This window comes from Acinetobacter sp. NIPH1876 (assembly GCF_022808535.1).
GTDB classification, from domain to species: domain Bacteria; phylum Pseudomonadota; class Gammaproteobacteria; order Pseudomonadales; family Moraxellaceae; genus Acinetobacter; species Acinetobacter higginsii.
This window is the reverse complement of record NZ_JALGBR010000019.1, coordinates 31817-57034: the sequence shown is the minus strand read 5'-3', so window position 1 is coordinate 57034 and position 25218 is coordinate 31817. Positions and strand designations below refer to the sequence as shown.

Here is a 25218-nt window from a genome sequence, read left to right as displayed (position 1 = left end):
TATGTTCTTGGGTGTTGTATGGATTGGTTTTATTGATTATTTAAAGCAGGGATTAAAAATTTCGACTTGATTTGGCATTAGGTAGTTGGTTTTTGGCAGGTATTCTCCCATCACCGAAGCTAAATCTTTTTGCTGTTCGACATTGGCAATGGTGTGTTTAAAACTGCTTGATGCAAGCATGTGTCTGATCTGGACAATAGTCATATCTGGGTCAGCAGCACCGTCTCCATCTTCTGCCATAGGTAACCAACCGATACCACATTCTGGTTTGGCATTACGCGGACGGTCAGCGACTCGACTTACGACAACAGTGTAATAACCATTTTGATCAACCGGAATTTCTTCATCAAATAAGCAATCATTGACGCGTGTATTGGCAAAACCTTGGTTTGAACAGATTGACCAATAACGCAAATCGCCCTGCGTCAAAAGCCCTTTATTGTTGAAGGTCTTAGAAACAGTAGGTGCTTTTCCACGCAGGACAAAGACCTTGCCATATTTTCTATTCACAACTGTTCTAATGTATTGATTATCTAAATTTGGATAAAAGCCACCTTCAGAGCGTCTTGCTTGTTCATTGATCTTGCCCGTAAAGATCCCTAAAAGGCTTTCTCGATCAAGTTGAATAAACCATTGTGCTGGATTCTGTGCTGGCCATGTATCTGGCTTTCCTGCCTGATGGATCAACTGGCGATATTCATTGGAAGGAATACTGACTGCAGCAGAAGTCAGTTGTAATGGCTGATTGGCTTTGAGTTGTGCGCAGGCTTGATCACCCTCTAATACACGACCATCTGCAAGCGTTAATTGAGGTGTTGGTAAACTTACACCTCCTGTGACGCTTTGTCCGTGATCAGGTAAGTAGATTCGATATAAAACGGTTTGTTGTTGTTTTCCATAGGCTGGAGCATATAGCTGGTTAACACTCTGGGCTTGACCGAGCTGTCCAACCTTGCGCTGTGCTGTCACAGGGGTGGTAGATACGTTTAAGCTGTACTCACGTTGTGATGGACTCCGTTGTTGCCCATAAACGAAGGGATTGCCAGAGTTATTATTTGGCTTGATTAAATAGTCTGCAACGGACTCAACTGGTTTCCCAGCTTCGTCATAACTAATAAAAGACATATAACGTGAACGTGGAAATTCACCTTTAAGTTTAAGACTTGCTCCTTGAGGGATGGTGAAAGTACCTGCCCAATAATAAACATTGGCGTCTGGGTAGGCGATATTGATATATGGATCAGCACTGACAGGACCACGAGCCCAAAAACAGGAGCGTGGTCCTGGAATAGCCTCAAGTGTTTGAGGAGCTGCTTGGGCTATGGTTTCTTGTGCTTGTGTTGCAAACGGGGTGGAAATCACGACGCTGCTGATCAGTAGCGGAATTAAAGTGTGTTTCATTTTATATCCTTGCTCATATGACTTTAATTTCTGAATCGAAACAGAACGGATTAAAGGTGCTTAATCTAGAAGCAGCATAGGAAGTTTGACTTATATTGTGTAATGGATTTTTTGTATGGAAGTTATAGCTTTTAGATATACCTAATAGCATCTAAAATAATAAAATTAAGGTATATTTTTAGGCAAAGGCGAATGGAAATGTTTTTTTAGTATGTTTATGAATCACAATAAAATATTCAGGGATGAGAAATGATTAAGCCAAGACATCTACAGCAAATTATGGTGTTAACTGAAATTGGAACGATCAATCAAGCGGCTGAAGCACTTTGTATGACCCAGCCATCGTTAACTAACAGTATTAAAAAATTAGAACATGACTTGGGTGTGACCTTGTTTGAGCGAACCAGTAAAGGCGTTAAACCGACTTTATATACCGAACATATTCTAAAACAAGCCCCTCAAATTTTGCAGCAGTTAGATACCTTACATAAGGAGATTAAACTCCTTTCAAGTGGTCAAGTTGGTGAAATACACATAGGAACAGGGCCTGTCATTATGCATGCATTGATGAAAGATGTGATTCCTTTATTTTCAAAGCAATATCCTGAAATTGAAGTACATCTATATGTTGATCATCCTAAAACTATTATTGAGAAAATAGAAAATGGCATTCTAGATCTAGGGATATTAAGTACAGAGTATGTTGATCTTACTGATGAGTTTATCTCGATTCCATTGCTGCAAGATCCAACCGTTTTTGTAGTGCGAACTGGACATCCTTTGTTGGAAATAGAAGATCTTAAGTTTGAACATTTAATTGATTACCCATTTGCTTTACCAAGAGTTGCTAAGCAAAAAAAGCAATGGCTAAAAGCCCAAACACATGCAGGACGATCAGCTCATATTAGTTTAACTGTGAACGACTATGACTTATTGCTTCATTATGTCATGCATAGTGATGCGATTACGGCTGGGCCAAGCCATTTATTTCAGTCATTACAAGGGGAGCGGGATGTCACGGTCTTAAATTATCAAAATCCTACTTTTTCATGGCATGCATGTGCTGTTTATAAATCGATTAGCATTCATTCGATCGGCATGAAACTATTTTTAGATATGATTCGAGAATGGTTTGAACTGAAGAATACTTGATTTTACTTTAGACCCATTCCTAATTTTTTCATATTGTCACTGTCAATCAATAAAATGCTAAAAAACAGCTCATTTTTTGCTTAATTTTCAATTTTTTGTGCCAATTAGTTTTTGAATAATAGAGTAATCAGCTTAGCTGTTAATCAATTTAGATTATTCAAGTTAGATTTCAGCTTGATGAAATAAGTCACAAAAAAGGCTTAGATAAATAAAGCCAGCTCGATCATCAATGAGCTGATGCTAGGGAAAAATTTAAGAATTAAGGAATAACACATGTCGGGATTGTGCATGGTTCAGCATAGAAAAAATGAATTGGATGTCTTACTCAAGAGTACAATCAGCGCCTGTGTCTCGTTTGTTCTGATTGAAAATAAGGGGGAATAGACATGATGATGATTCGTTATATCAAACAAAAAGATATTCATGATCTTTACCACTTGGCACAAAAAGCAGGCTTTGGTTTGACCTCTTTACAACCAGATATGGAAATACTGGCCGCACGAATTGATCGGGCGATTAAAACGGTTGAAGGCAAACTGGATAAGTCGGAGCAGGGCTATTTATTTGTGCTGGAAGATACCTCACTGCATAAAGTAGTTGGTGTATGCGGAATCGAGGTTGCCTTAGGTCTAAAAGAACCTTGGTACAATTTTCACATCGGCACACAAGTTCATTCTTCCGAACCCTTGAATGTTTATAAATCATTGCCGACCTTATATCTGAGTAATAACCACACTAACTGTAGTGAGCTATGTACCTTATTTTTAGATCCCGATTATCGTTTAAATAAGAATGGCAAGTTTTTGTCTAAGGTTCGGTTTTTGTTTTTATCAGCGTTTAGACAGTATTTTGAAGAAACCATTGTGGCTGAAATGCGGGGTTTTTCTGATGAAAATGGCCATTCACCATTTTGGGATGCGGTCGGTCATAAATTCTTTGATATGGAATTTACCAAAGCAGATTATCTAAGTGGTACAGGCAAAAAAGCCTTTATAGCGGAACTCATGCCACGGCATCCACTCTATGTCGATATGCTGCCTGATGAAGCGAAGGCGGTGATTGGAGCAGTTCATCCTAATACAGAACCCGCGTATAACCTTTTGATTGAAGAAGGGTTACGTTATAAGGGCTATGTCGATATCTTTGATGCGGGTGCAACCTTGCAGGCAGATATCGAGAATCTAAGAGCCATCAAAGACAGCCATGTGTTAACTGTCCATATTGAACAATCTGATCTCATTATGCTCGGTGATGAACCTTATATTGTAGCCAATGATGATTATGAAAATTATCGCGCCATTTTGACCTATAGCAAGCCAGACTCAAACCAAGTGACGTTGAGTGTAGAACAAGCCCATCAGTTACATGTGAAAGAGGGTGCATCGGTACGTTTGCTCAATATCAATATTGCAAATCAGAACAAGCGTTGATGGGCTATGTATAAGTAGAAAATTCACAGATTTAGATGTTAATTCACAACACTTTTACTGTATTTTTTAGCCATATTTTTATTTATATCGATGCATAATTTTTACTATCCTCGATATTCATATCTTTCTCAGATGGAGTGAAATTAGGATAATAGAGCATATTTCATGTTAATTGGGTAATAATTGAGCGAAAATGAAAAGCATCATCTTCAACTCGTTTGGGGATGAGATATGATGCTTGCGGCTAAAATATCTTTGATCAATAACAACAGGTTTTAGTGTGTAGAACAGGGATCTAATACGAACCATTTACAAGTGAGGTGTGTTGATTAAGCTATTAATTTCAAAATAATTTTAGAAAAATGGAACTTTTAAATTAAAGCATTTTAAAAATATTTTATTTTTATTAAGCATTTATAACGGTTGCTGCAAACTGGAGTAAGGATGACATGAGTCAGAATAAAGGAACGCAACTTCTGGATGAAGATTTGCAGGAAAGTTCGCAAGACGAAGAAAAATTACAACGCTCGCTGACCAATCGTCATATTCAAATGATCGCAATTGGCGGTGCAATTGGTACAGGTCTATTTATGGGCTCTGGAAAGACCTTAAGTATTTCAGGTACTTCAATTGTTTTAACTTATTTAATTATTGGTTTTTTCTTTTTCTTTGTTATGCGGGCAATGGGTGAACTATTGCTGGCAAATACCAACTTTAAGACCTTTGCCGATTTTGCGACAGCCTATATCGGTCCTTGGGCGGGTTTTTTCCTCGGTTGGTCTTATTGGTGTAACTGGATTATTACTGCAATAGCCGATGTCATCGTGATTGGGGGATATATGCAGTTTTGGTATCCTGACGTACCTGTTTGGATACCTGCATTTACCTCGTTGGCTATTCTGACCATATTGAACTTTGTTGCTGTTCGAATGTTTGGTGAGTTGGAGTTTTGGTTTTCGTTGATTAAGATCTCCGCCATTATTTTGTTTATCCTTGCGGGTATTTATTTAATCAGTACTGGCTTTACTTCACCCAATGGTGTTAAGGCATCTATGAGCCATGTGTTTGAAACTCAGTCGATGTTTCCTTATGGCATCACCGGCTTTTTAGCAGGTTTCCAAATTGCAATTTTTGCCTTTGTTGGAATTGAATTGGTCGGAACTACCGCCGCTGAAACTAAAGATCCGCATAAATCTCTGCCTAAAGCGATTAACTCAATCCCATTACGTATTTTATTGTTCTATGTTGGCGCATTGATATGCATTATCGCGGTCACATCTTGGGCAAAAATTTCACCTGAAAAAAGTCCATTTGTTGAAATGTTCACGTTGATTGGTTTGCCGATTGCTGCTGGACTGGTTAATTTTGTCGTTGCAACTTCTGCCTTATCTTCTGCAAATAGCGGCATCTTTGCGACTAGTCGGATGCTCTATGGTTTGGCGTTGGATAATGATGCACCAAAGAGTTTTAGTAAATTATCGAAGAAAAAAGTACCTATTCGAGGTCTAGTTTTTTCAATGACCTGCGTCACCATTGGAACCTCTATTTTATTTATTGTGCCGAATGTCATGACGGCGTTTACGATTATCTCAGCATTGACCTCAATTCTATGTGTATTTACCTTCATGCTGATTATTCTTTCGTATATTGGCTATCGTAAGAAATTTCCAGAGTTACATTTACAGTCGAAGTTTAAAATGCCTGGCGGTTTGGTCATGGCATGGCTGACGATGCTATTTTTGATATTTACAATTGTGATCCTTGCTTTAGACCACGATACTCTTATTGCATTGGGGCTTTCACCAGTGTGGTTTATTGGTTTATTGATCGCCTATCGCTATAAAAAGAAAAAGATGCTGCAACTTGATCTGATAAAAACCAGAACAGTGGACTATGTTTAAGCTGGGTTGATTGGTGATTATAGATTGAGATACTTGTAAAAATAAAAAAGCAGAGCCGAAGCTCTGCTTTTTCGAGTCAATCAGTTTTAGATCTTGCTGATCAAATCATTGATTTGTTTTGCTTGTTCAGCTGCATTACCAGTATAAGTTGCAGGTGTTAATTCAGCTAGACGAGCACGTTCGTCTGCAGGAACTTGTGCAAGTTCATCGCCATTGACGAAGTTCACCATCATCTCACGTGTCATTGCCTGACCACGAGTAAGAGCTTTTAATTTTTCGTATGGCTTTTCAACGTTATAACGACGCATAACAGTTTGAATTGGCTCTGCAAGAACTTCTTGGGCTTGGTTTAAATCTTCATTTAAACGAGCAGCATTCAGCTCAAGTTTACCAACACCTTTTAAGCAAGCATCAAAAGCAATTAAGCTTTGCGCAAAACCAACACCCATATTACGTAATACAGTTGAGTCAGTGAGGTCGCGCTGCCAGCGAGAAACAGGAAGCTTTTCACCTAGGTGACCTAAAACAGCATTAGCAATACCTAAGTTACCTTCTGAGTTTTCGAAGTCAATTGGGTTTACTTTGTGCGGCATAGTTGAAGAACCAACTTCACCATCTTTTAACTTTTGTTTGAAGTAACCAAGCGAGATATAACCCCATACGTCACGGTTAAAGTCGATTAAGATGGTGTTGTAACGACGTAGAGCATCAAACAATTCAGCCATATAATCATGTGGCTCAATCTGCGTGGTGTATGGGTTGAAGCTTAGGCCTAAAGATTCGACAAATGCTTGTGCATGTGCAGCCCAATCAATTTCTGGATATGCAGAAAGATGTGCATTGTAGTTACCTACAGCACCATTGATTTTGCCGAGTAACTCAACATTTTCAAACTGCTTGATTTGACGGGCCAAGCGATATGCAACGTTTGCCATCTCTTTACCCAAGGTAGTAGGGCTTGCAGTTTGACCATGTGTACGAGACAACATTGGTTGTTCAGCATGTGTTGTTGCCAAAGCTGAAATCGCATTGAGAAGTTGCTTCATGCTTGAAACTAAAACTTCACGGCCATTTTTCAGCATAAGCGCATGAGACAAGTTATTGATGTCTTCAGAAGTACAAGCAAAGTGAATAAATTCGCCTGCATTTTGTAATTCATCAATGTTGGCAATTTTTTCTTTAAGGAAATATTCAACTGCTTTTACATCGTGGTTCGTAGTGCGTTCAATTTCTTTAATGCGGTTTGCATCTTCTTCAGAGAAGTTTGAAACGATTGCATCTAAAGCAGCATTGGTTTCATTTGAAAATGGCGCAACTTCAATAATTTCTGCACGATTTGCAAGTGCTTGTAACCAACGCACTTCAACCGTGACACGAGCGTGGATTAAACCAAACTCAGACAAAAAAGGGCGTAGGGCATCGCATTTGCTAGCGTAACGTCCATCAAGTGGCGAGAGTGCGGTTAAAGCATTCATACAGATTCCTTAATTTTGGAATAAACATAAAAATAAATTCGTTGTAGCATCGGTCTATACCACCTGATACTGCAAACGAGCGAGAGCTTGAATATCTTGCAATAATTTGCGTTTACTAAAGATCATACTCCAAGAGCTTCCACCGAGCTGTTTCCATAAATGCGCAAGTTGTAAGCCTGTAAATAAGCATGCACGAATACGGTTGGTATGATTGATGTCTTTAAATGCTTCGGCATTACCACGTACTAAAATACGCGGATTAATCTGTCCTGCCGTTTCTACATAGGTTTGTGCAAGGTTGGCAATGATACTTGGGTGTAAATAGTTATTATCGAAAAAGGAGAGTTGCTTTAAGATTTTTTGTTGCGAGCTTTCTATAATTTTTACGTATTCAGGGTTACTGTAGACTTTCTTTTCCAACTGCAACAGGGCCATCGCATAGGACATGGGTAGTTTTGCTGTCGACATTTTTGGAACACGGGATTTTGGTGCGGTATTAAAAGGCTGAGTAATACAGCCTTCTAATGTTTTTAATCCGAGTGAAATGTCTGCAAGTTGATTAAAAAAATCTAAGGTCTGAGTGGCATTGTTTGCCGCAGGACGAATATTTAGACTGGCTTTAATCAATAGTTCAAAATAGAAATTACCACTATCACCAATGCTTTGCTGACCAGCCATCGCAGTCATATGTGTTAACTGAGTTGCCTGAAAGACTGCGGCCAATGCTAGAGCACGGTTCTGTCTAACATTCAACGCTTGAGTGTGCTGAAAGGGTAACTCGACCATGCTTCGCTTCCAATTTCCTTAAATAAAATCTGGTTCAGGTGCATTGGTATGATGAATAACACCACCACCTAAGCAGACCTCTCCAGAATAGAACACCACGCTTTGTCCTGGAGTCACAGCGCGTTGCGGCTCATCAAACTCAACACGGATGCCATGTTCAGTCTGTTCATCGCGATAGATGGTACACGCTTGATCTGGCTGACGATAACGGGTTTTCGCTGTGCAGCGGAATCCAGCCGATGGAATGTCCTGTTCACCTGCAACCCAATCAATTGACTCACTCCAAAGCTGCGTACTTTGCATCAGTGGGTGTTCATGTCCTTGACCAATCACCAAGCGATTATTGGCAATATCTTTATGTAATACGAACCATGCACCTTCTTGTACACCTTTCATACCACCGATACCGATACCACCGCGTTGACCCAGCGTATAGTACATCAAGCCATGATGTTCACCAACTTCTTTACCTGATTCCAAAACAATTTTTCCGGCTTGTGCAGGTAGGTATTGTTTAAGGAAGTCAGTAAAGCGACGCTCACCAATAAAACAAATACCCGTTGAGTCTTTTTTCTTGGCTGTTGCTAAATCAAGTTGTTCTGCGATGCGACGAACTTCTGGCTTTTCAATTTCACCGACAGGAAACAGGGTTTTGTTAATTTCACGGCCATGAACTGCATGTAGGAAATAGGTTTGGTCTTTATTGTTATCAACACCACGGAGTAATGGTGCATAGGTTTCGCCACGCGAGTTTTGCATGCTCGCACCACGACGTGCATAGTGACCTGTTGCAATAAAGTCTGCACCCAAAGTCATGGCATGATCGAGGAAGGCACGGAATTTAATTTCTTTATTACACAAGATATCAGGGTTTGGTGTGCGACCTGCAGCATATTCAGCCAAGAAGTGCTCAAAGACACGATCCCAATATTCCATTGCAAAGTTGGCAGTATGCAGTTTGATGCCAATTTTATCTGCAACGGCTTGAGCATCTGCCAAGTCTTCCAGTGCTGTGCAGTAATCCGTACCATCATCTTCTTCCCAGTTTTTCATGAAAAGGCCTTCAACTTGATATCCTTGTTGAAGTAATAATGCGGCAGAAACGGAGGAGTCTACACCACCAGACATACCGACGATGACACGTTGTTGCATCTAATTAAGCATCCAAATGAGAAGTTAATGAGGGAGAAAAAGGGTGCTCATAAATAAGCGATAAAGGATATTTTTTGCCAGCTAGGGCATCTTCAACGGCTTTTAAAACCAATGGGCTACGTGCACGTGCTGTTTCTTGTAACTCATCCAAGTTCATCCATACAGCACCAACAATACCTGTATCCAGTTGCGCATTTTCTTCAACTGCCGTGACATGGGCCAAGAAGCAAAAACGGTAGTAGGTACGATCAGGAAACATTGGTGGGGTATAGGTATAGATCCCAAGCAGATGATCAATTTCAACATGATGACCTGTTTCTTCTAAGGTCTCACGGATCGCTGCATGAATAATGGTTTCGTCGCATTCGACATGACCTGCCGGTTGATTAAACACAGTATGTACAAAGCCTTCGCTGTGTTCTTCAACAAACAGAAAACGTCCGTCTTTTTCGACAACAGTGGCGACTGTGACATGAGGTGTCCAAGCGGTCATAGAAAGCACCATGATTTTAAAAAACGTATTCTACAAAATTTGACTGTTTTTGGCTACATAGGAAGGTTAATTGGCTAAAGCGGAAGAAAAATATTTGTTGTGATCCGTGTGTATTTGATGTGTTGAGAATCGAAAAGGAATTGCTTCAAAAAAACAGAATGTGCTAGTGTGTTTTTTGACCGCAAGGTAAAAATAATAATTCCGTCTAAGCGATGTATTATTTGCTTAGGCCTTTCAATAATTTAGAAGTAGAACAGATGAAGAATTAGGCTCATATACAGCACACGGAGTTGAAGTATTATGCAACATATTAAAATTAAACCTGGTGTCGCTTTAGCAGAACAAGCAGAGATTGGCCATAATCGCTGGCATCCAGATATTCCATTTTTAACATCGGTGAAACCAGGGGAAGAAATTCTCATTGAAAGTCTGGATTTTCTGGACGCTCAAATTAAAGATACCGATGATGTGTCTGATGTAAAACATGTTGATCTCACTCGAGCACATCCTTTGACAGGACCTTTTTATGTCGAGGGTGCTGAGCCAGGCGATTTATTGGTGATCGATCTTTTGGATATTCAACCGATCTCAGCAGTTGGTTTTTCAGGTGTGTTTGCGAAAGAAAATGGCGGTGGCTTTTTAGCGGATTATTTCCCTGAAGCAGATAAGGCAATTTGGGATTTAAAAGGATTATTTGCAACATCACGTCATATCCCTGGTGTTCGTATTGCTGGCTTAAAACATCCTGGATTAATGGGGACGCTTCCTTCACATGAGCTTTTAAAAGAGTGGAATCGTAGAGAGGCGTTATTGGTACCTAAGGGACAGGCAAATCCACCTGATCCAAGAACTGCGGTGTTACGAGGTGTGACAGGGGCAGAGTTTGATCGGATGGCAGTTGAAGCTGCTCGTACAGTGCCGCCGCGTGAACATGGCGGTAATACCGATATTAAAGATCTAGCTGCGGGCAGTCGTATTTATTTTCCTGTGTATCAGAAAGGCGCTGGCTTCTCGATGGGTGATCTACACTTCTCACAAGGTGATGGCGAAATCGGATTCTGTGGTGCGATTGAAATGGATGGGGTAACGCGTGTTGGTTTTGACCTGATTAAAGGAGGAATGGAAAAATATAATATTGATTCACCGATCTTTGTTCCAAGCAATGTCAGACCTAATTACGATCAGTGGCTAACCTTTGAAGGTATTAGCGTGGAAAATGGGGTAAATCATTACTTGGATGCCACGGTTGCTTATCGTCAGGCCTGTTTAAAAGCGATTAAATATCTTGAGAATTTTGGATTTACGGGATCTCAAGCCTATATGTTGCTGACCGCTGCACCTGTTGAAGGGCGTATCGGTGGCATTGTGGATATTCCAAACTGTGCCTGCACAATTTCTTTACCAACTTCTATCTTTGAGAAGAATATTTTGCCGCAAGGTGCCTTAAACGAAAATAAGTTTTGGGGATATCGTTAGTCTTGGGTGAATGCAAGATTGATCGCTAAAGAAGGATTTTAAGATGCCACTGTATGATTTTAGATGTGAGTGTTGTGAAGGGATTTTTGAGCAGAGTGTCCCAATGGCCAGTATTGCAAGGGATAACACATCTTGCCCGTATTGCCAGAAATCCATGTTGTTGAAACCAATGATTACAGGGCATCAAAAGATCTCAGTCAAAAATAAATGGCGACCCTCATCGAGTGCCGAGCAACTGGCAGGGCCCTTGGTTGAAGGGCCTGGGACCAGCAAAAAAAGTGCTCGGACTTCAGTGTTGCATAACTGCCGAGGTGTGAATTGTTCTTTATGTGAGCTTTAATATCTCACTATTTTAGTGTTTAAGACACATATTTAATCAGCATTTAACACCTGTTATATGCTGATTTTAAAATTACTTCTCTTGATCTAAATAATTATTCTTCACTTTCACATAATGACGTGCTGAATAAGGAAGGAATTCCATTTCTTTTTCGGTCAACGCACGAACTTGCTGTACTGGGCTCCCGACATAAAGATAGCCACTTTTTAAGACTTTGCGTGGCGGCACCAGACTACTTGCACCAATCATCACATCATCTTCAATAACAACATCATCTAACACCACGGTATTAATCCCGATCAAGACACGATTACCAATGGTGCATCCATGTAAAGTCACATGATGCCCAACAGTTACATCTTCTCCAATGACCAGCGGAGAACCATTCGGTTTAGATTGATTTTTGTGGCTGACATGCAACATACAGTGATCTTGCACATTGCTGTTTTTGCCGATTTGAATCGAATTTACATCACCACGAATCACAGCAAAAGGCCAGACGGAAACATTCTCTGCTAATTTGACATCACCAACTACAACTGACATCTCATCTACATAGCAGCTTGAATCAACGTCAGGTTTTTGGTCTAAATAAGGACGGATGTTCTTTGGCATAATGGCTTTCGATCGGAAAATTTAAAGGAATTATAAAATAAAAAAGCATCCATGCCCAAGAGCATGAATGCTTAATCGTACTCTTCTAAAATTTAGAATAAGTTACTGAAGAACATTTTGATATGGTCAATCATACGTGCAAAGAAGCTAGCTTCTTCAACAGGTTTTAATGCAACCAGTGGTTTTTCAGCAATCACTTTGCCATCGAGACTCGCGACTAATTTACCAACCACTTGACCTTTGGCTAAAGGTGCATTCAGTTTTGGTTGAACCACAAGCTGAGTTTTAATCTTGTCTGCTTGGCCTTTAGGCATGGTGACATTGAAGTTTTCAGCTAAGCCAATTTGAACTTCGTCTTGTTTACCAAACCATACTTTTGCTTTAGCAAGAACTTGGTTAGCAGGTTGAACGTTTGCAGTTTCAAAGTTTGCAAAGCCCCAAGCCAATAATGTACGTGTTTGGCTGGCACGTTCATTCATGCTTGGTGTACCAAAGATCACCGAGATCAAACGCATTGGACCGCGTTTACTTGACGTGGTTAAGCAGAAACCTGCTTCATTGGTATGACCTGTTTTTAAACCATCAACACTTGGATCTGTATAAAGAAGGGCATTACGATTGCCTTGCTTAATCCCGTTGAAAGTAAATTCTTTTTCAGAATAGATTGGGTAGTATTTAGAGCTATCTTTGATAATGTGCTGAGCAAGAATTGCCATATCTTTTGCTGTTGAATAATGACCATCAGCTGGCATACCTGTTGAGTTGATGAAATGCGTATTCACCATACCCACACGTTTTGCTTCTTGGTTCATCATGTGGGCAAAAGTACCTTCATTGCCCGCAATGTGTTCGGCCATTGCTTTAGATGCATCATTACCTGACTGGATAATAATACCACGTAGCATTTCTAAAACTGTTGCCGTGCCATTTAAAGGAACGTACATACATGATTCAGAACTGCTACCACGACACCACGCAGATTCATTCATGCGTACTTGTTCGTTTTCAGTCAATTCACCCTTTAAAAGTTTCTGCTCAATGATGTAGCTTGTCATCATTTTTGTCATTGAAGCAGGTGCAAGTTTTTCATCTTCGTTTTTAGCAGCGAGAATCTGTCCAGTCTCGTAATCCATCAATACATAAGATTTATTATTTAATTCTGGTGGAGCAGATAGGACAGTTGCTGCATATGAAAAGCTTGGCAAAAGGAGTAATGCAGCAAGAGCGCTTTTTTGAGTCATTCTAGGTGGTTCCAATATCTTGTATGAAGCAGACGAGCCTAGCATTTTAGGACAAAGCAAAGCCGACTTCTACGGGGGAAGTCGGCTTTTTCATACAGTATTGTAACCTGAAGCTTAATTGGTCGGATTATTTCGAGTAATAATTACGAACATCATCACAAATCTGGCGGTTATCATCATCAGAAGCTGCTTTTGCGTCAGCACGCGCTTCTTTTAATGCCTCTTGGTAGTCCTTGCCTTTGACGCGTTTATTAAGGGTTTCAACGGCATTCGCTTCATTGTTTAAATAAGCTTTAACGAGGTTGTCATAGGCTTTATTAAATTTTAAATCTTTGCCAATTAAACTTGGACAAATTTCAGAAAGAACATAGATAGCAGCAAGTTCTTGCTTGGTCACACTATCAGACATAGGCGTGACTTCAATCTTTTCAGGTTCTGACTTTTTTTCAGCTGCAAATGCTGTTGGCGCAAGTGCACTTGAGGCGATGAGGAATGATAAACCTAGTGTTTTAAAAACATTTTTCTTCATAACAAATCAAACTCAAAAACAAGACTTAAAGAATTTGAACAACTTATAGCACAAAAGCATGTTAAAAAATGTATGTTTGCTGTAGGAAGCGTGGAGAAAATGTGGGTATAGATATACAGAATATAAAACGTAGTGATCTTTTTGAGGTTTGATGAGCCATGTTTTGACATGCTTGCTTGTACATGGTTTGCTTTAAAAGTAGGCGATTTAAGATGAGTTTGTTTTAATAGGGTTGCGATGAGCATGGATGAAGCCACTGCGCCACAAGAGAGGCACGCAAAGTAAATAAAAATGTGAGAGAAAATAAGAAATCTGTAGATAGTAGGAGTAATAAGATGAAAGCAAAATTCACAGGCGGTGTTGATATTGCACTTAAACTTCCACCACATCAATTTGAAGCTACCGTTAAGTTTTATCGTGATGTGATTGGCCTTAAACAAATTACAGATAAGCTGCCTGATATAGGCTTTGAACTTGGACCCGTTAAATTATGGATCGCTGCGGCACCTGAGATGAGTCAAGCTGAGCTTTGGCTTGAATTGTTTACCGATAATTTCTCCGAAGCTGCTGAATATTTGGAAGCGGCGGGTGTAATTCGTTGTGATGCAATTGAACCCTTAACAGAGGGATTTCGAGGAGGGTGGATTACTAGTCCAGCTAATATTATTCATATGGTTCGTGAACCGGATGCTTGGTAAGTATTATTCGAGCAATATCAGAACTTTTATCAATTAGATACAGCGAAGTGGTTTTAACTCATTTAATCGTTAAAACCACATCAGATTTCTAAAAGTGATTAACCTTCAAAATTAATTACTTCTTCACATACTGATTTTTGTTCGGCTTTATCCACTTCAGATGCTGCTTCACGAGCATCTTTTAGCAAAGTTTTAAATTCAGCATCTTTCTGTAAGCTGTCCAAAGAAGCAGATTTATCAGAATAATTACTTAAATATGAACCCATCATTTTTTTGATATTTTGGTCAAATTTAGCATTTTTACCAATCAAGTTCGGGCACATTTCAACCAGTACTTGTGCATTGGCGATATCATCTTTAATCAATGCATCTGCTTCTTTTACAGAAACCGCTTCATCAGCAAAAACAGTAGGTGCTGCTAAAAGTGTGAAACTCACCCCAAAAATTCGGATAAAATTAGATAAATGTCTCATGGCTGTATAAATTTCTAATACTATGAAGACCTAAATATATATAATTCAAGGAATAATTCAATTGGAAAAACTGTTGAGTAAGCTGAGGTCAGTTGACAGTTCAACGATGTTGATGGCATGGGTCGTATTCAGTTTATCTTCTCAACTTTGTTGAACGTTCAAATCAATTTGTGTCAGGTTCTTCGCGCACAGTTTATTAGAATTGTCTCTAATTTGAGGATGAAACTTGACAAGGGCAGTGTCATTGCCTAGGTTTCATGCCTGATTTAAATTATGTTGGCCTAAACACAGGGAGTGGCTGAAATACCAGTTATCCCCAAATAGAGAATAGATTCCAGTGAATATCTTAATAGCAAATGATGATGGTGTGTTTGCACCTGGGCTACAAGCTTTAGCGCAAGCATTAAAACCTTTGGGCCGCGTTGTGGTGGTTGCGCCAGAAAGTGAGCGCAGCGGTTATTCTAGTGCTTTAACACTTGATCGCCCTTTACGACCAATACAAATTTCTGAAGATGTGTGGGCAGTCAATGGAACACCTGCGGACTGTGTTTATTTATCCATGAATGGGCTGTTCGATTTTGAATTTGATCTTGTCGTGAGTGGCATCAATAGTGGTGCAAATCTTGGCGATGATGTTTTATATTCAGGTACGGTGGGTGCAGCTTTTGAAGGGCGCTTGATGAAACATCCTGCGATTGCCGTTTCTTTAGCAGGATCAAATGTACGTTCTTATGAACACCCACAACATTATGCAGTGGCAGCGCAGTGGGTTCATGATTTTATTGCCAAAGGGCTCCCTGTTTTGCCACCACGTCATATCTTTAATATTAACATTCCAGATATTGAACAGCTTAAGGGCGCACAGGTAACCTATCAGGGGCGACGTGCTCAATCCAAGCCGATTAGTAGTCATGTTGATCCGCGTGGTCGTCAGGTGTATTGGATTGGGTTGGCAGGAGAGGCGATTACCGATCCACAAGCGGTATCCAGTGATATTCAGTCCGATTTCTTTGCGGTTTCGAACGGTTATGTCAGCATTACTCCAATCCAGATGGATGCAACCAACTATGCTGTGCTTGAAAATTTGCATGCTCATGTAAATGGTTAGCCGTATGAATGTTATAACTTTGTGAATATAGAAAGTGAGAACTCGTTTTTTCTCACTTTTTTGGTACTCTTAGGCGCAAATGTAATAATGAATTAAGGTTTTTTTCGATGAGGGCGAAGATGCACTTAAACCATGTCTCGGTTTTTCTATCACAGAAAACGATTAAAACAATCGTTTTGTCTATGGCGGTTGCAACAGTGGCAGTTATGACGGGTTGTGCATCTAAACCGCAAGTAAATGGTGGCGCGCGTTATGTGCAAGCACCAAATTATTATACGGTTCGCTCTGGCGATACCTTAAGCGCGATTTCAAATCGTTATGGCTTGAACTACTTAGATGTTGCAGCTTTGAATGGTATTGCGCCGCCGTACCGTATTTATGTCAATCAATCTCTACGTTTAAAAGGTTCTGTCGCACAACGTACAACCTCTACGCAAGCAATGACACAGACCGCACCAATTCAACGTCAAAGCATTAATTTACCGACTCAGCAACCTGTGGCTCCAAAAACACAGCCTGTGATCCCAAGACCAGTGGTTCCAGCAGTGCCTGTTAATCCATCTACGACCTTAGCATCAAGTCTACGTTGGGTGAAGCCATCGAATGGACCAATTATTCAAAGCTATAATATGGCGAGTAATGTAAAAGGAACGCGTTACGGTGGTAATGAAGGGGATCCAATCTTCGCAGCAGCAAATGGGCAAGTTGTCTATGCCGCAGATGGTTTAAAAGAGTACGGTAATCTTGTTTTAGTCAAACATATCGATGGTTATATCACGGCTTATGCGCATAACAGCAAAATGTTAGTCAAGAGTGGCGATACCGTGACTGCGGGGCAAAAAATTGCAGAAATGGGTTCATCGGGCGCTTCACGTGTCATGATGGAGTTCCAAGTCCGCTTAGACGGAAAACCTGTGAATCCAGTCACAGTTTTACCAAATTAACCTTAGGATTATTAACAATATTTCAATTATTTATTAATAATCCTCTAGTGCGTAAATAGACTTCCTTGTATACTGAAATGAGATTGCTTTCATTAGAACAATAAGCATATTAATAAATTAAGGTAAGAGGGAAGTCTATGCTAGATCAATTGCGTGCAATGGGGGTGTTCGCCTGTGTTGTGGAAAAAAGCTCTTTTAGTGGTGCAGCAAGAGACTTAGGAATTACAACCAGCGCAGTCAGTCAACAAATCCGTTCTTTAGAACAAGAAATGGATGTTACGTTACTCCATCGCTCAACTCGAAAACTCAGTCTCACTGAAGCAGGACAAGCATTCTTTTTAAGTTGCCAAGAAATGTTAGCTGCGGCTGAACGTGGCAAAATCAGAATCAATGAATTACGGGACGATCTCGTCGGAGATTTACGTATTGCAACTACGCCAGAGTTGGGTGCACTACATGTCATTCCCGCACTTTCTCATTGGATGTCAGCGCATAAAGGCTTAGCCATCCATTTTGAAGCGGATCACCGTTATATTGATTTAATCGAAGAACGTATTGATATTGCGATTCGTATGAGTCTGAAAGTTGATGATCATCAATTAGCAGCTGTACCTTTGGCTCGTGTAGATCAGGTGTTAGTTGCTTCACCAAGTTATCTCAATCAAGCTCAGCCGATTACTCGTCCTGAAGATTTACGTCACCATGAATTACTGCCAATCACGTTAATGCAAGGCTATCAACATTTTGCATTCCGTCATGGTACCAGTGGTGAAGTTGTCAATGTGGATATGAAATCACGTTTAGGTACGAATAATGTCTTTGTCGCAAAATCACTATGCCAACAAGGGCATGGCGTAGCACGTATTTTGTATATGGATATTCAAAAAGAATTGATTAATGGTTCTTTAGTTGAGGTATTACCCGATTGGCAATTGCCAGCGTATACCTTGCATGCTTTAACCTCTAAGCGTGAGCAATACCCAATGAAAGTACATCGTTGTATTGATGCGCTGAAGCAATATTTTGCTCAACTTCCTGGTGGGCGTTCCTTGCAGGGCGTAGCCTAATAAAAAAAGCCATGTTCCGTCAGGAACATGGCTTTTCCTTTAGCTCTATTTTCGTTTCTTTTTGCTGAGTGGTTTTAAGCTCTTTGCTTCAACAGCTGTTTCTTCAGAAGTTTTCGCCGTAACTTCATCCTTCTTGGTTTTTTTTCGCTTCTTCTTTTTCTTTGGTTCCTCGTCTTCAACGGCTTCGCCATCCTCGATCGCTTGCCAATATTCAAGTTGCTCCATCACCGCAGCATAGATCGAGTTTTTGCTATAGCGACCTTTTTTATCAAGGGTTCCGACTGGGCGTGCCATTAAAATTTCTAAAGCTTGATCAATGGTATCAATCGCATGAACATGGAATTGTCCTGCTTGGACAGCATCGCTTACATCCTGACGTAACATCAAGTGCTGCATATTTTGACGTGGGATAATGACACCTTGTTTGCCAGTTAAGCCTTGCAATTTACAAGCGTCATAGAAGCCTTCAATTTTGGCATTGACACCACCAATTGGCTGTACTTGACCCAACTGGTTCATCGAGCCTGTGATTGCCCAAGACTGATCAATTGGAATTTGGCAGATCGCAGAGATAAGCGCTGAAAGTTCTGCAACCGTAGCACTATCACCATCGACTTGCCCATAGCTCTGTTCAAACGCTAATGCAGCAGAGAAGTGTAAAATTTGCTCACGACCAAAATGAGCTTTTAAGAAGCTCGACATCAGTAAGACGCCTTTGGCATGCAGTGAACCACCGAGTTCTACACTACGCTCAATATCGAGGATATCACCGCCACCTTGATACACAGATGCGGTCAGACGAGAAGGTAGACCAAACTCAACATCAGCATAGTGAATCACAGAGAGGGCATTGATCTGACCAAGACGATGTCCTGAAGTCTCAATCAGCTGTGTTCCACGAGACAGGTCTTGCCAATACAATTCACGTAAATAGCCTAAGCGGTATTGACGATGATGTAAGGCCTGATTAACGTGCTGATCAGTGACGATCTTGTCATCCGCTTTAAAAGCATGATGATGCGCTTCACGAATTAAATCACCCAGCGTTGAGGCATGGAGTGATAGTGAACTTTGATCTTCGGCTTGGCGACTTGAATCGGTCAGTAAAGCTGCGAGCGCAGAGCGATCAAATGGAAGGAGCTTGTCAGCTTGTACATAATCGGCAATCAACTGCATGTACGCTTGTTCGTTACTGTCATTACGTTGTAATGTATCGGTAAAGTCAGCACGGATTTTAAAGACACTGCCTAGCTCTGGCTCAACTTCCAGAATTTCATAATAAATTTCAGGTTCGGCCAATAAAATGACTTTAATATCAAGCGGAACTGAAGCTGGCTCAATTGAAATACTCCCTGTTAAGGTCAGCATGTGTTCGAGTGATGAGAGCTTAAGTTGTCCTGATTTTAAGGCACGCTTTAAACCTTGCCATGCATACGGCTGCTCAAGCAATTGTTCAGCTTCAAGCATGAGAAAGCCGCCATTGGCTTGATGCAACGAGCCAGGACGAATCAAAGTGAAGTCAGTCGTGATCGTACCATTATGTGTGAGTTGCTCAACATGACCCAATAAGTTGTAGTGGGTTGGAAAGTCTTCAAAAATAACGGGAGCACCGCTATTCGGTTTATTGGCAACAATCACATTGGCTTGATAACGTGACGGGACACGATTAAATAAGGCAGGGGTAAAGTCATCTTCTTCTTGCTCTAAGATCAGCTCAACATTGTCAATAATGTCTTCAGCATAGTGTTTTAGGAACAAATCTAAGCCTTTCACCTCTTTATTTTTATTTAAGATGGACTCAATGCGTGGCATGACCACTTGCGTCGCAATATCTCGATTGAGGCTCGAAACTTGATCGCGTGCATCATCTTCTAAATCACCTAGATGTAAACCTAAGCGCTCTAGCTTTTTCTCCATATAACGAATATTAGAATTAATTTCTGTGCGTTCTTTGGTTGGGAGTGCATTGAGCTCATTCTGCGTTAATTCATGATATTCATCATTTCGTAACTGCATTGCTATAAAGACATGTTTGTCATTGCGAGAAACTAATTTTAAATCGAGTTCTTCGCCTTCTTTAGTGAGTTCAACCAAAGCTTGCTGTTGTACATCTCCGGTATCTTGACGAATACGCTCAATACGGTTGTGATAGCTTTCTGCACTAAAACGGCGTTCCAATTGTTTCAAAATGATTTGCCATGCTTGTTGCAATGTATTTTGAAATTTGGTGCCTTGTCCAGCAGGAAAGTGCAGCGCGATTGGTTGTCTTGGATTTTTGAAATTGTTTACGTAGACCCAATCATTTGGTGTCGGCATGGTTTTGGCGTGTTGCTGCAGCAAACGCTTGATCATGGTACGTTTACCCAATCCTGCCGTGCCAACAGCAAAAATATTATATCCTGAGTAGGGTAATGAAATACCAGCTTCAACAGAGGCACGTGCGCGATCTTGCCCTAAAAAATTATTGAGCGGCTTGATGCGTTTGGTCGAACTTGGTATTTCAGCTAGGTCTGGAATATGAGTGAGTTGGTCTGCACGTAGTGCGGTTTTAATCAGTGTTGCTTGTATGTCCGTCTGGTCAAATGCGCTTGGTAAAGAGTTTATATTTGCGGTGATAGTGTTTGTTGGTGTTAATGATAAAGTTGTTGCAGTCATTTGATCGAGTTTTTGGGTCACTGTTGCTATCCAACAAATAAACTAAAGTTGAGTAATTAAAGGTATACAGTTTTAGCCCTAAAGATCAAGCGAACTTGTGTTTTTTATCGACAAAACAAAAGAATGATTGCATAAAGCAACTTGCAAGCAAGGGCAAGAAACGATTGAATAAGCACATTCACGCATGTTCATGGAAAATAATAACCAATGACAACTCAAGCCTCTGGTTGGGCATCGGCATTTAAAGCATTTTTAGATCGCCGTGCTCTGATTATGTTATTTCTTGGTTTCTCCGCAGGGATTCCAATTTTATTGATTTTTTCTAGCTTGTCGTTATGGCTAGGTGAGGCTGGTATTGATAAAAGTGCGGTCACTTTTTTTAGTTGGGCCGCCTTGGGTTATTCCTTTAAATTTGTTTGGGCACCGTTAATTGATGAATTACCCGTCCCATTTTTAACCAAGAGTTTAGGTCGTCGCCGTGCTTGGTTGCTCATTGCACAATGTTTAATTATCTGTGCAATTTGTATTATGGCTTTTTCAGATCCTGCGCTTGGTCAAAGCTATTTAATCCAAATGGCATTTGGTGCAGTATTACTGGGTTTCTCAGCTGCAACACAAGATATTGTGATTGACGCTTACCGTATTGAGTTAGCTGAAACTGAAATGCAAACTGTGTTGGCTTCAACATACAATGCGGGCTATCGTATTGGGATGATTGTTGCTGGTGCAGGAGCGTTATTCCTAGCAGCCTATTTGGGAACGGCCAAAGGTAATTATATCTACGAAGCTTGGAAATATACCTATTTAACCATGGCCGCAGTGATGGTGGTGGGTATTATCACCACCTTATGTGTTCGTGAACCGCAAGTGAATCGCGTTTATAAGCATTATAAAACCACGGATTATTACCGTTTGGTGTTTGTGTTTTTTATCGCGGTTGCAACTTTTGTGGTGAGCTATATTTATTCAGGTAACGTTACTGAAGCCATTGCCAAGGCAGCAGCAATTAAAGACACCGCTGCATTATTTGGTTTAGAAGCGCTGCGCTTTTTAACTGCAACCGCAACTGCCTTATTGATCGGTTTTGGGCTGGTTAAAATGGGTGTTGTCAATCAGCAAATGGCGAAAGAAACATGGGTTGCCCCGATTCTGGATTTCTTTAAGCGCTATGGCGTTAAACTGGCATTGGTTTTATTACTGTTAATTGGTTTCTTTCGTATCTCTGACATTATTGCAGGGGTGATTTCAAATGTGTTCTATCAAGATCTAAACTTTAGTAAAGAGCAGATTGCTGAAGCAGTCAAAATTTATGGTGTAATATTTAGTTTGGTCGGTGGCTTCTTAGGTGGCCTGTTGGCGCAACGTATGAACATTATGAAACTCATGTTCGTTGGTGCGGTATTGGCAAGCTCAACCAATTTGATCTTTATCGGTTTAGTTAAATCTGGCAAGCCATTGGATCAGGTTGAAGTCCAAGTGGGCGCTCAGCATTATCAAGTGCAGACCGATGAGGTGGGATATTGGAAGTTACAAGTTCCAAATGAAGTATTAGCTAAAGCAAATACGGTTCAGGTCAGTACTCAATATCAAAACCAAGCAGACTCGAAGGCTCAGTTTGAAGTTCCTTATCTGGTGAATGCGCAACACGCCCAGATTCAACTGCTACCAATGAGTGGTGATGATCAACTCACGCCGAAAGAGTTAAAACAAAGTCTGGTAATCAAAGGTCAGTTAGCCGGTGTAAAAGCTGAGCAACTCAATGCAGAAAGTCCTGTTGTTTTAACATTAGATGGGCAGGAATTTGTAGCGAAAGTGGATCAAAATGGCTTATTCACAGGCGTGATTGATGGCAAAATTTTGCAAGCATCACCGACCAAGACCATTACGGCTTTGGCTAATTTAACCAACAATACGGGCAGTGAATTGTTGGCAACCAGACAATATCGCGTCGATACGGCATCTCATGCAGAGACGGATTTAAATGTGGATATTCAACCGATTACTGTGGTTGATCCAGCTCAATCAGGTATGGTTGAATTGTCTGGTAAGGTGATTAAAAGTTATAGCTCGTTATGGTTATATTTTGCCATTATTGTCGATAATTTAGCCTCAGGTTTAGCTGGTGCGGCATTTATTGCCTTTTTATCGAGTTTAACCAGCGTATCATTTACCGCAGTTCAATATGCGATTTTCAGTTCATTAATGACTTTAACACCAAAATTATTGGGCGGTTATTCAGGAACGATTGTCAGCAATATTGGTTATCCGAATTTCTTTTTAATGACGACTTTAATTGGTATTCCAATTTTAGTTTTAGTGGTATGGGTTGCGAAACTGTTGCGCGATCATGAAAACCAAACAACTCAACAGACAGGTGAATAACTATGCGCATGTTACATACGATGCTACGAGTAGGTAATTTAGAACAATCTTTGAAGTTCTACACTGAGGTACTTGGTATGAAATTGCTACGCCAACGTGATTACGAAGAAGGGCGTTTTACCTTGGCTTTTGTTGGCTACGGCGATGAAGAAAACAATACTGTGCTTGAGCTCACGCATAACTGGGATACAGCCAGCTATGATTTAGGTAATGCTTATGGTCATATCGCTATTGGTGTAGATGATGCTTATAAAGCATGTGAAGAAATCAAAGCACGTGGTGGAAAAGTCGTACGTGAAGCGGGTCCAATGAAAGGTGGTGTTACAGTGATTGCCTTTGTTGAAGATCCAGATGGTTATAAAGTTGAATTGATTCAACAGGATCAAAACGCACGTAATAACTAGGGTCTGTTGACATTTCACTTTACGAGCTATAGCTCTCATTGCGACAGAGGATGTTTTTTAGACGGTGCAAGGCTGGTTTTGTGAAACCTAGTTATTCTAGGTAAGCAAGATCTAACACACTAGTGGCAAAAAACATTCCTGTCCCGTAGGGTTATGGCTAAAACTTCCATAAACCGCGTTATGAAACTTGACAAGGGAATGCCATTGCCAGCGTTTCATGCCTTGTTTATGTCATTTTAGCCGATAACGCAAGGCATGGCTGAAATATCAATAGACCCTCTCTTTGGTCTATTGGGTCCAAGATTTCTAATCTAAAGCCCTAGCTTTATTTATTCAGCCCAGTATGATGGTGCGATCAAATGATCAACAACATCATATTGGGCTTTTTAGTTTTAGTGAGTAGATAGGGATAAGTTATGTTGAAGCAACTGGCAGTGGACCGCTTTACAATATTATTAATCGCAATGGTAGTACTGGCGACTTTTTTACCCGTCTCAGGTCAGATTGCACATTATTTTAATATTTTAACCACGGTCGCAATTGCAGTGCTGTTCTTTTTACATGGCGCTAAGTTATCACGTGAAGCCGTGGTTGAAGGGATGCTGCATTGGAAAATGCATGCTTTGGTGTTTGCTTTTACGTTTGTGATTTTTCCTGCGATTGGATTGCTGGCTAAACCTGTGTTGGAACCTCTACTGGGGCAGCAGTTGTATTGGGGTTTCTTATTTATGTGCTTTTTGCCATCAACAGTACAATCCTCTATTGCATTTACTTCGATGGCTAAGGGTAATGTGGCAGCCGCTGTATGTAGCGCATCCTTCTCCAATATTATCGGGATGTTTATTACCCCGATTTTGGTGAGCTATTTTATTTTGGGACAAAGCCAACATGGTTTTGATCCGACCACATCAATTATTCAAATCACCTTGTTACTACTGGTGCCTTTTATTTTAGGGCAATTATTACGTCCGTATGTTTTTCCATATATGGTCAAAGTACCTAGTATCGTCAAAGCGTTTGATCAGGGATCGATCTTAATGGTGGTTTATGGGGCATTCAGTAGTGCTGTAGTAGCAGGTTTATGGCATCAGGTCAGTGGTTTAACCTTGTTGTATCTGGTACTTGCGTGTTCGGTATTATTGACTCTCGTGATGTTGCTTGCGTTGTATGTACCTAAGTGGTTAGGTTTTAATCATGCTGATCAAGTGACGATCTTCTTCTGTAGCTCCAAGAAAACCTTAGCGAGCGGTGTACCCATGGCTCAAATCCTGTTCATCGGGCAGCCTTTAGGTATGATCGTACTGCCAATTATGATTTTCCATCAAATTCAGTTGATGGTTTGTGGGGTGATTGCGAATCGTTGGTCAAAATCAAATCAGGAATAGTTCGCAAAATTTAATTTTTTGGCGTATAATCTTCGGCACTTGTTGGCTTTGCTCTGACCTTTAGAGTCTCGGTGAGTCAAAAGAAATGGTCTGTTGTGGTGTTGATCTGCA

22 protein-coding genes are annotated in these 25218 nt (G+C 40.5%); 12 read left to right on the top strand and 10 right to left on the bottom strand.

From position 1 onward, the window contains the following. Positions 1-36: 36 nt before the first annotated feature. Positions 37-1401: a hypothetical protein gene (locus tag MN869_RS17950; protein WP_005202601.1), complete on the bottom strand. Its 1365-nt coding sequence runs from the start codon at positions 1399-1401 to the stop codon at positions 37-39. 249 nt (positions 1402-1650) lie between these two features. Here MN869_RS17950 and MN869_RS17945 point away from each other — a divergent pair, with 249 nt between their 5' ends. The 3 genes from MN869_RS17945 to MN869_RS17935 all read left to right on the top strand — a co-directional run bounded on the left by MN869_RS17945 (position 1651) and on the right by MN869_RS17935 (position 5884). Further along, positions 1651-2553: a LysR family transcriptional regulator gene (locus MN869_RS17945; RefSeq protein ID WP_005202602.1), complete on the top strand. Its 903-nt coding sequence runs from the start codon at positions 1651-1653 to the stop codon at positions 2551-2553. 386 nt (positions 2554-2939) lie between these two features. Further along, the gene (gene astA / locus MN869_RS17940) at positions 2940-3983 is read left to right on the top strand and encodes an arginine N-succinyltransferase (protein ID WP_005202603.1); all 1044 of its coding nucleotides are present in this window, start codon (positions 2940-2942) and stop codon (positions 3981-3983) included. A gap of 449 nt (positions 3984-4432) precedes the next feature. Further along, on the top strand, positions 4433-5884 hold the full coding sequence (locus MN869_RS17935; RefSeq protein WP_005202604.1) for an amino acid permease: 1452 nt from the start codon (positions 4433-4435) through the stop codon (positions 5882-5884). A gap of 86 nt (positions 5885-5970) precedes the next feature. On the opposite strand, the gene purB is transcribed toward MN869_RS17935, so the two are convergent. The 4 genes from purB to MN869_RS17915 are packed head-to-tail and all read right to left on the bottom strand — an operon-like array spanning position 5971 to position 9790. Next, entirely contained in the window at positions 5971-7359 is a 1389-nt protein-coding gene (gene purB / locus MN869_RS17930; RefSeq protein ID WP_005202605.1) for an adenylosuccinate lyase, read from the bottom strand. 54 nt (positions 7360-7413) lie between these two features. Continuing rightward, positions 7414-8145: a high frequency lysogenization protein HflD gene (gene hflD / locus MN869_RS17925; RefSeq protein WP_004652818.1), complete on the bottom strand. Its 732-nt coding sequence runs from the start codon at positions 8143-8145 to the stop codon at positions 7414-7416. 18 nt (positions 8146-8163) lie between these two features. Continuing rightward, entirely contained in the window at positions 8164-9297 is a 1134-nt protein-coding gene (gene mnmA, locus MN869_RS17920; RefSeq protein ID WP_005202606.1) for a tRNA 2-thiouridine(34) synthase MnmA, read from the bottom strand. 4 nt (positions 9298-9301) lie between these two features. Further along, positions 9302-9790: an NUDIX hydrolase gene (locus MN869_RS17915; RefSeq protein ID WP_017402020.1), complete on the bottom strand. Its 489-nt coding sequence runs from the start codon at positions 9788-9790 to the stop codon at positions 9302-9304. A gap of 300 nt (positions 9791-10090) precedes the next feature. On the opposite strand from MN869_RS17915, the gene fmdA reads away from it, so the two are divergent. Both fmdA and MN869_RS17905 read left to right on the top strand, forming a co-directional pair. Next, positions 10091-11266 (top strand): formamidase, encoded by a 1176-nt coding sequence (gene fmdA / locus MN869_RS17910; protein WP_005202608.1) that lies wholly within the window; start codon positions 10091-10093, stop codon positions 11264-11266. 43 nt (positions 11267-11309) lie between these two features. Further along, positions 11310-11606 (top strand): FmdB family zinc ribbon protein, encoded by a 297-nt coding sequence (locus MN869_RS17905; RefSeq protein WP_005202609.1) that lies wholly within the window; start codon positions 11310-11312, stop codon positions 11604-11606. A 72-nt stretch (positions 11607-11678) separates the two neighbouring features. Here the strand turns inward: MN869_RS17905 and MN869_RS17900 are convergent, their stop codons facing one another. The 3 genes from MN869_RS17900 to MN869_RS17890 form a co-directional block, all read right to left on the bottom strand. Next, positions 11679-12221, bottom strand: coding sequence for a gamma carbonic anhydrase family protein (locus MN869_RS17900; RefSeq protein WP_005202610.1), 543 nt, complete (start codon positions 12219-12221; stop codon positions 11679-11681). A gap of 92 nt (positions 12222-12313) precedes the next feature. Next, positions 12314-13462: a D-alanyl-D-alanine carboxypeptidase PBP5/6 gene (gene dacC / locus MN869_RS17895; RefSeq protein ID WP_004808276.1), complete on the bottom strand. Its 1149-nt coding sequence runs from the start codon at positions 13460-13462 to the stop codon at positions 12314-12316. A 127-nt stretch (positions 13463-13589) separates the two neighbouring features. After that, positions 13590-13991, bottom strand: a complete 402-nt coding sequence (locus MN869_RS17890; RefSeq protein WP_004808275.1) for a hypothetical protein — start codon at positions 13989-13991, stop codon at positions 13590-13592. A gap of 335 nt (positions 13992-14326) precedes the next feature. Here MN869_RS17890 and MN869_RS17885 point away from each other — a divergent pair, with 335 nt between their 5' ends. Further along, positions 14327-14689 (top strand): hypothetical protein, encoded by a 363-nt coding sequence (locus tag MN869_RS17885; protein WP_005202618.1) that lies wholly within the window; start codon positions 14327-14329, stop codon positions 14687-14689. 98 nt (positions 14690-14787) lie between these two features. Here the strand turns inward: MN869_RS17885 and MN869_RS17880 are convergent, their stop codons facing one another. Beyond that, on the bottom strand, positions 14788-15162 hold the full coding sequence (locus MN869_RS17880; protein WP_005202620.1) for a hypothetical protein: 375 nt from the start codon (positions 15160-15162) through the stop codon (positions 14788-14790). A gap of 337 nt (positions 15163-15499) precedes the next feature. Between MN869_RS17880 and surE the strand changes: the two genes are divergently transcribed. The 3 genes from surE to MN869_RS17865 all read left to right on the top strand — a co-directional run bounded on the left by surE (position 15500) and on the right by MN869_RS17865 (position 18281). After that, positions 15500-16270 carry a 5'/3'-nucleotidase SurE gene (gene surE / locus MN869_RS17875; RefSeq protein ID WP_005202622.1) on the top strand — a complete coding sequence of 257 codons (771 nt, stop codon included), beginning with the start codon at positions 15500-15502 and terminating at the stop codon, positions 16268-16270. A gap of 119 nt (positions 16271-16389) precedes the next feature. Continuing rightward, positions 16390-17214, top strand: a complete 825-nt coding sequence (locus MN869_RS17870) for a peptidoglycan DD-metalloendopeptidase family protein (RefSeq protein WP_004808269.1) — start codon at positions 16390-16392, stop codon at positions 17212-17214. A 137-nt stretch (positions 17215-17351) separates the two neighbouring features. Continuing rightward, the gene (locus MN869_RS17865) at positions 17352-18281 is read left to right on the top strand and encodes a LysR family transcriptional regulator (RefSeq protein WP_004808267.1); all 930 of its coding nucleotides are present in this window, start codon (positions 17352-17354) and stop codon (positions 18279-18281) included. Positions 18282-18326: 45 nt separating this feature from the next. On the opposite strand, the gene MN869_RS17860 is transcribed toward MN869_RS17865, so the two are convergent. Next, entirely contained in the window at positions 18327-20957 is a 2631-nt protein-coding gene (locus tag MN869_RS17860; protein WP_005202623.1) for an ATP-binding protein, read from the bottom strand. A gap of 186 nt (positions 20958-21143) precedes the next feature. Here MN869_RS17860 and MN869_RS17855 point away from each other — a divergent pair, with 186 nt between their 5' ends. The 3 genes from MN869_RS17855 (at position 21144) to MN869_RS17845 (ending at position 25107) form a co-directional block, all read left to right on the top strand. After that, positions 21144-23318, top strand: a complete 2175-nt coding sequence (locus tag MN869_RS17855) for an MFS transporter (protein ID WP_005314422.1) — start codon at positions 21144-21146, stop codon at positions 23316-23318. A gap of 2 nt (positions 23319-23320) precedes the next feature. Continuing rightward, positions 23321-23722 (top strand): lactoylglutathione lyase, encoded by a 402-nt coding sequence (gene gloA / locus MN869_RS17850; RefSeq protein WP_004808260.1) that lies wholly within the window; start codon positions 23321-23323, stop codon positions 23720-23722. Positions 23723-24138: 416 nt separating this feature from the next. Continuing rightward, a complete protein-coding gene (locus MN869_RS17845; RefSeq protein WP_005202627.1) occupies positions 24139-25107 on the top strand; it encodes a bile acid:sodium symporter family protein in 969 nt (322 codons plus the stop codon). Positions 25108-25218: the final 111 nt, after the last annotated feature.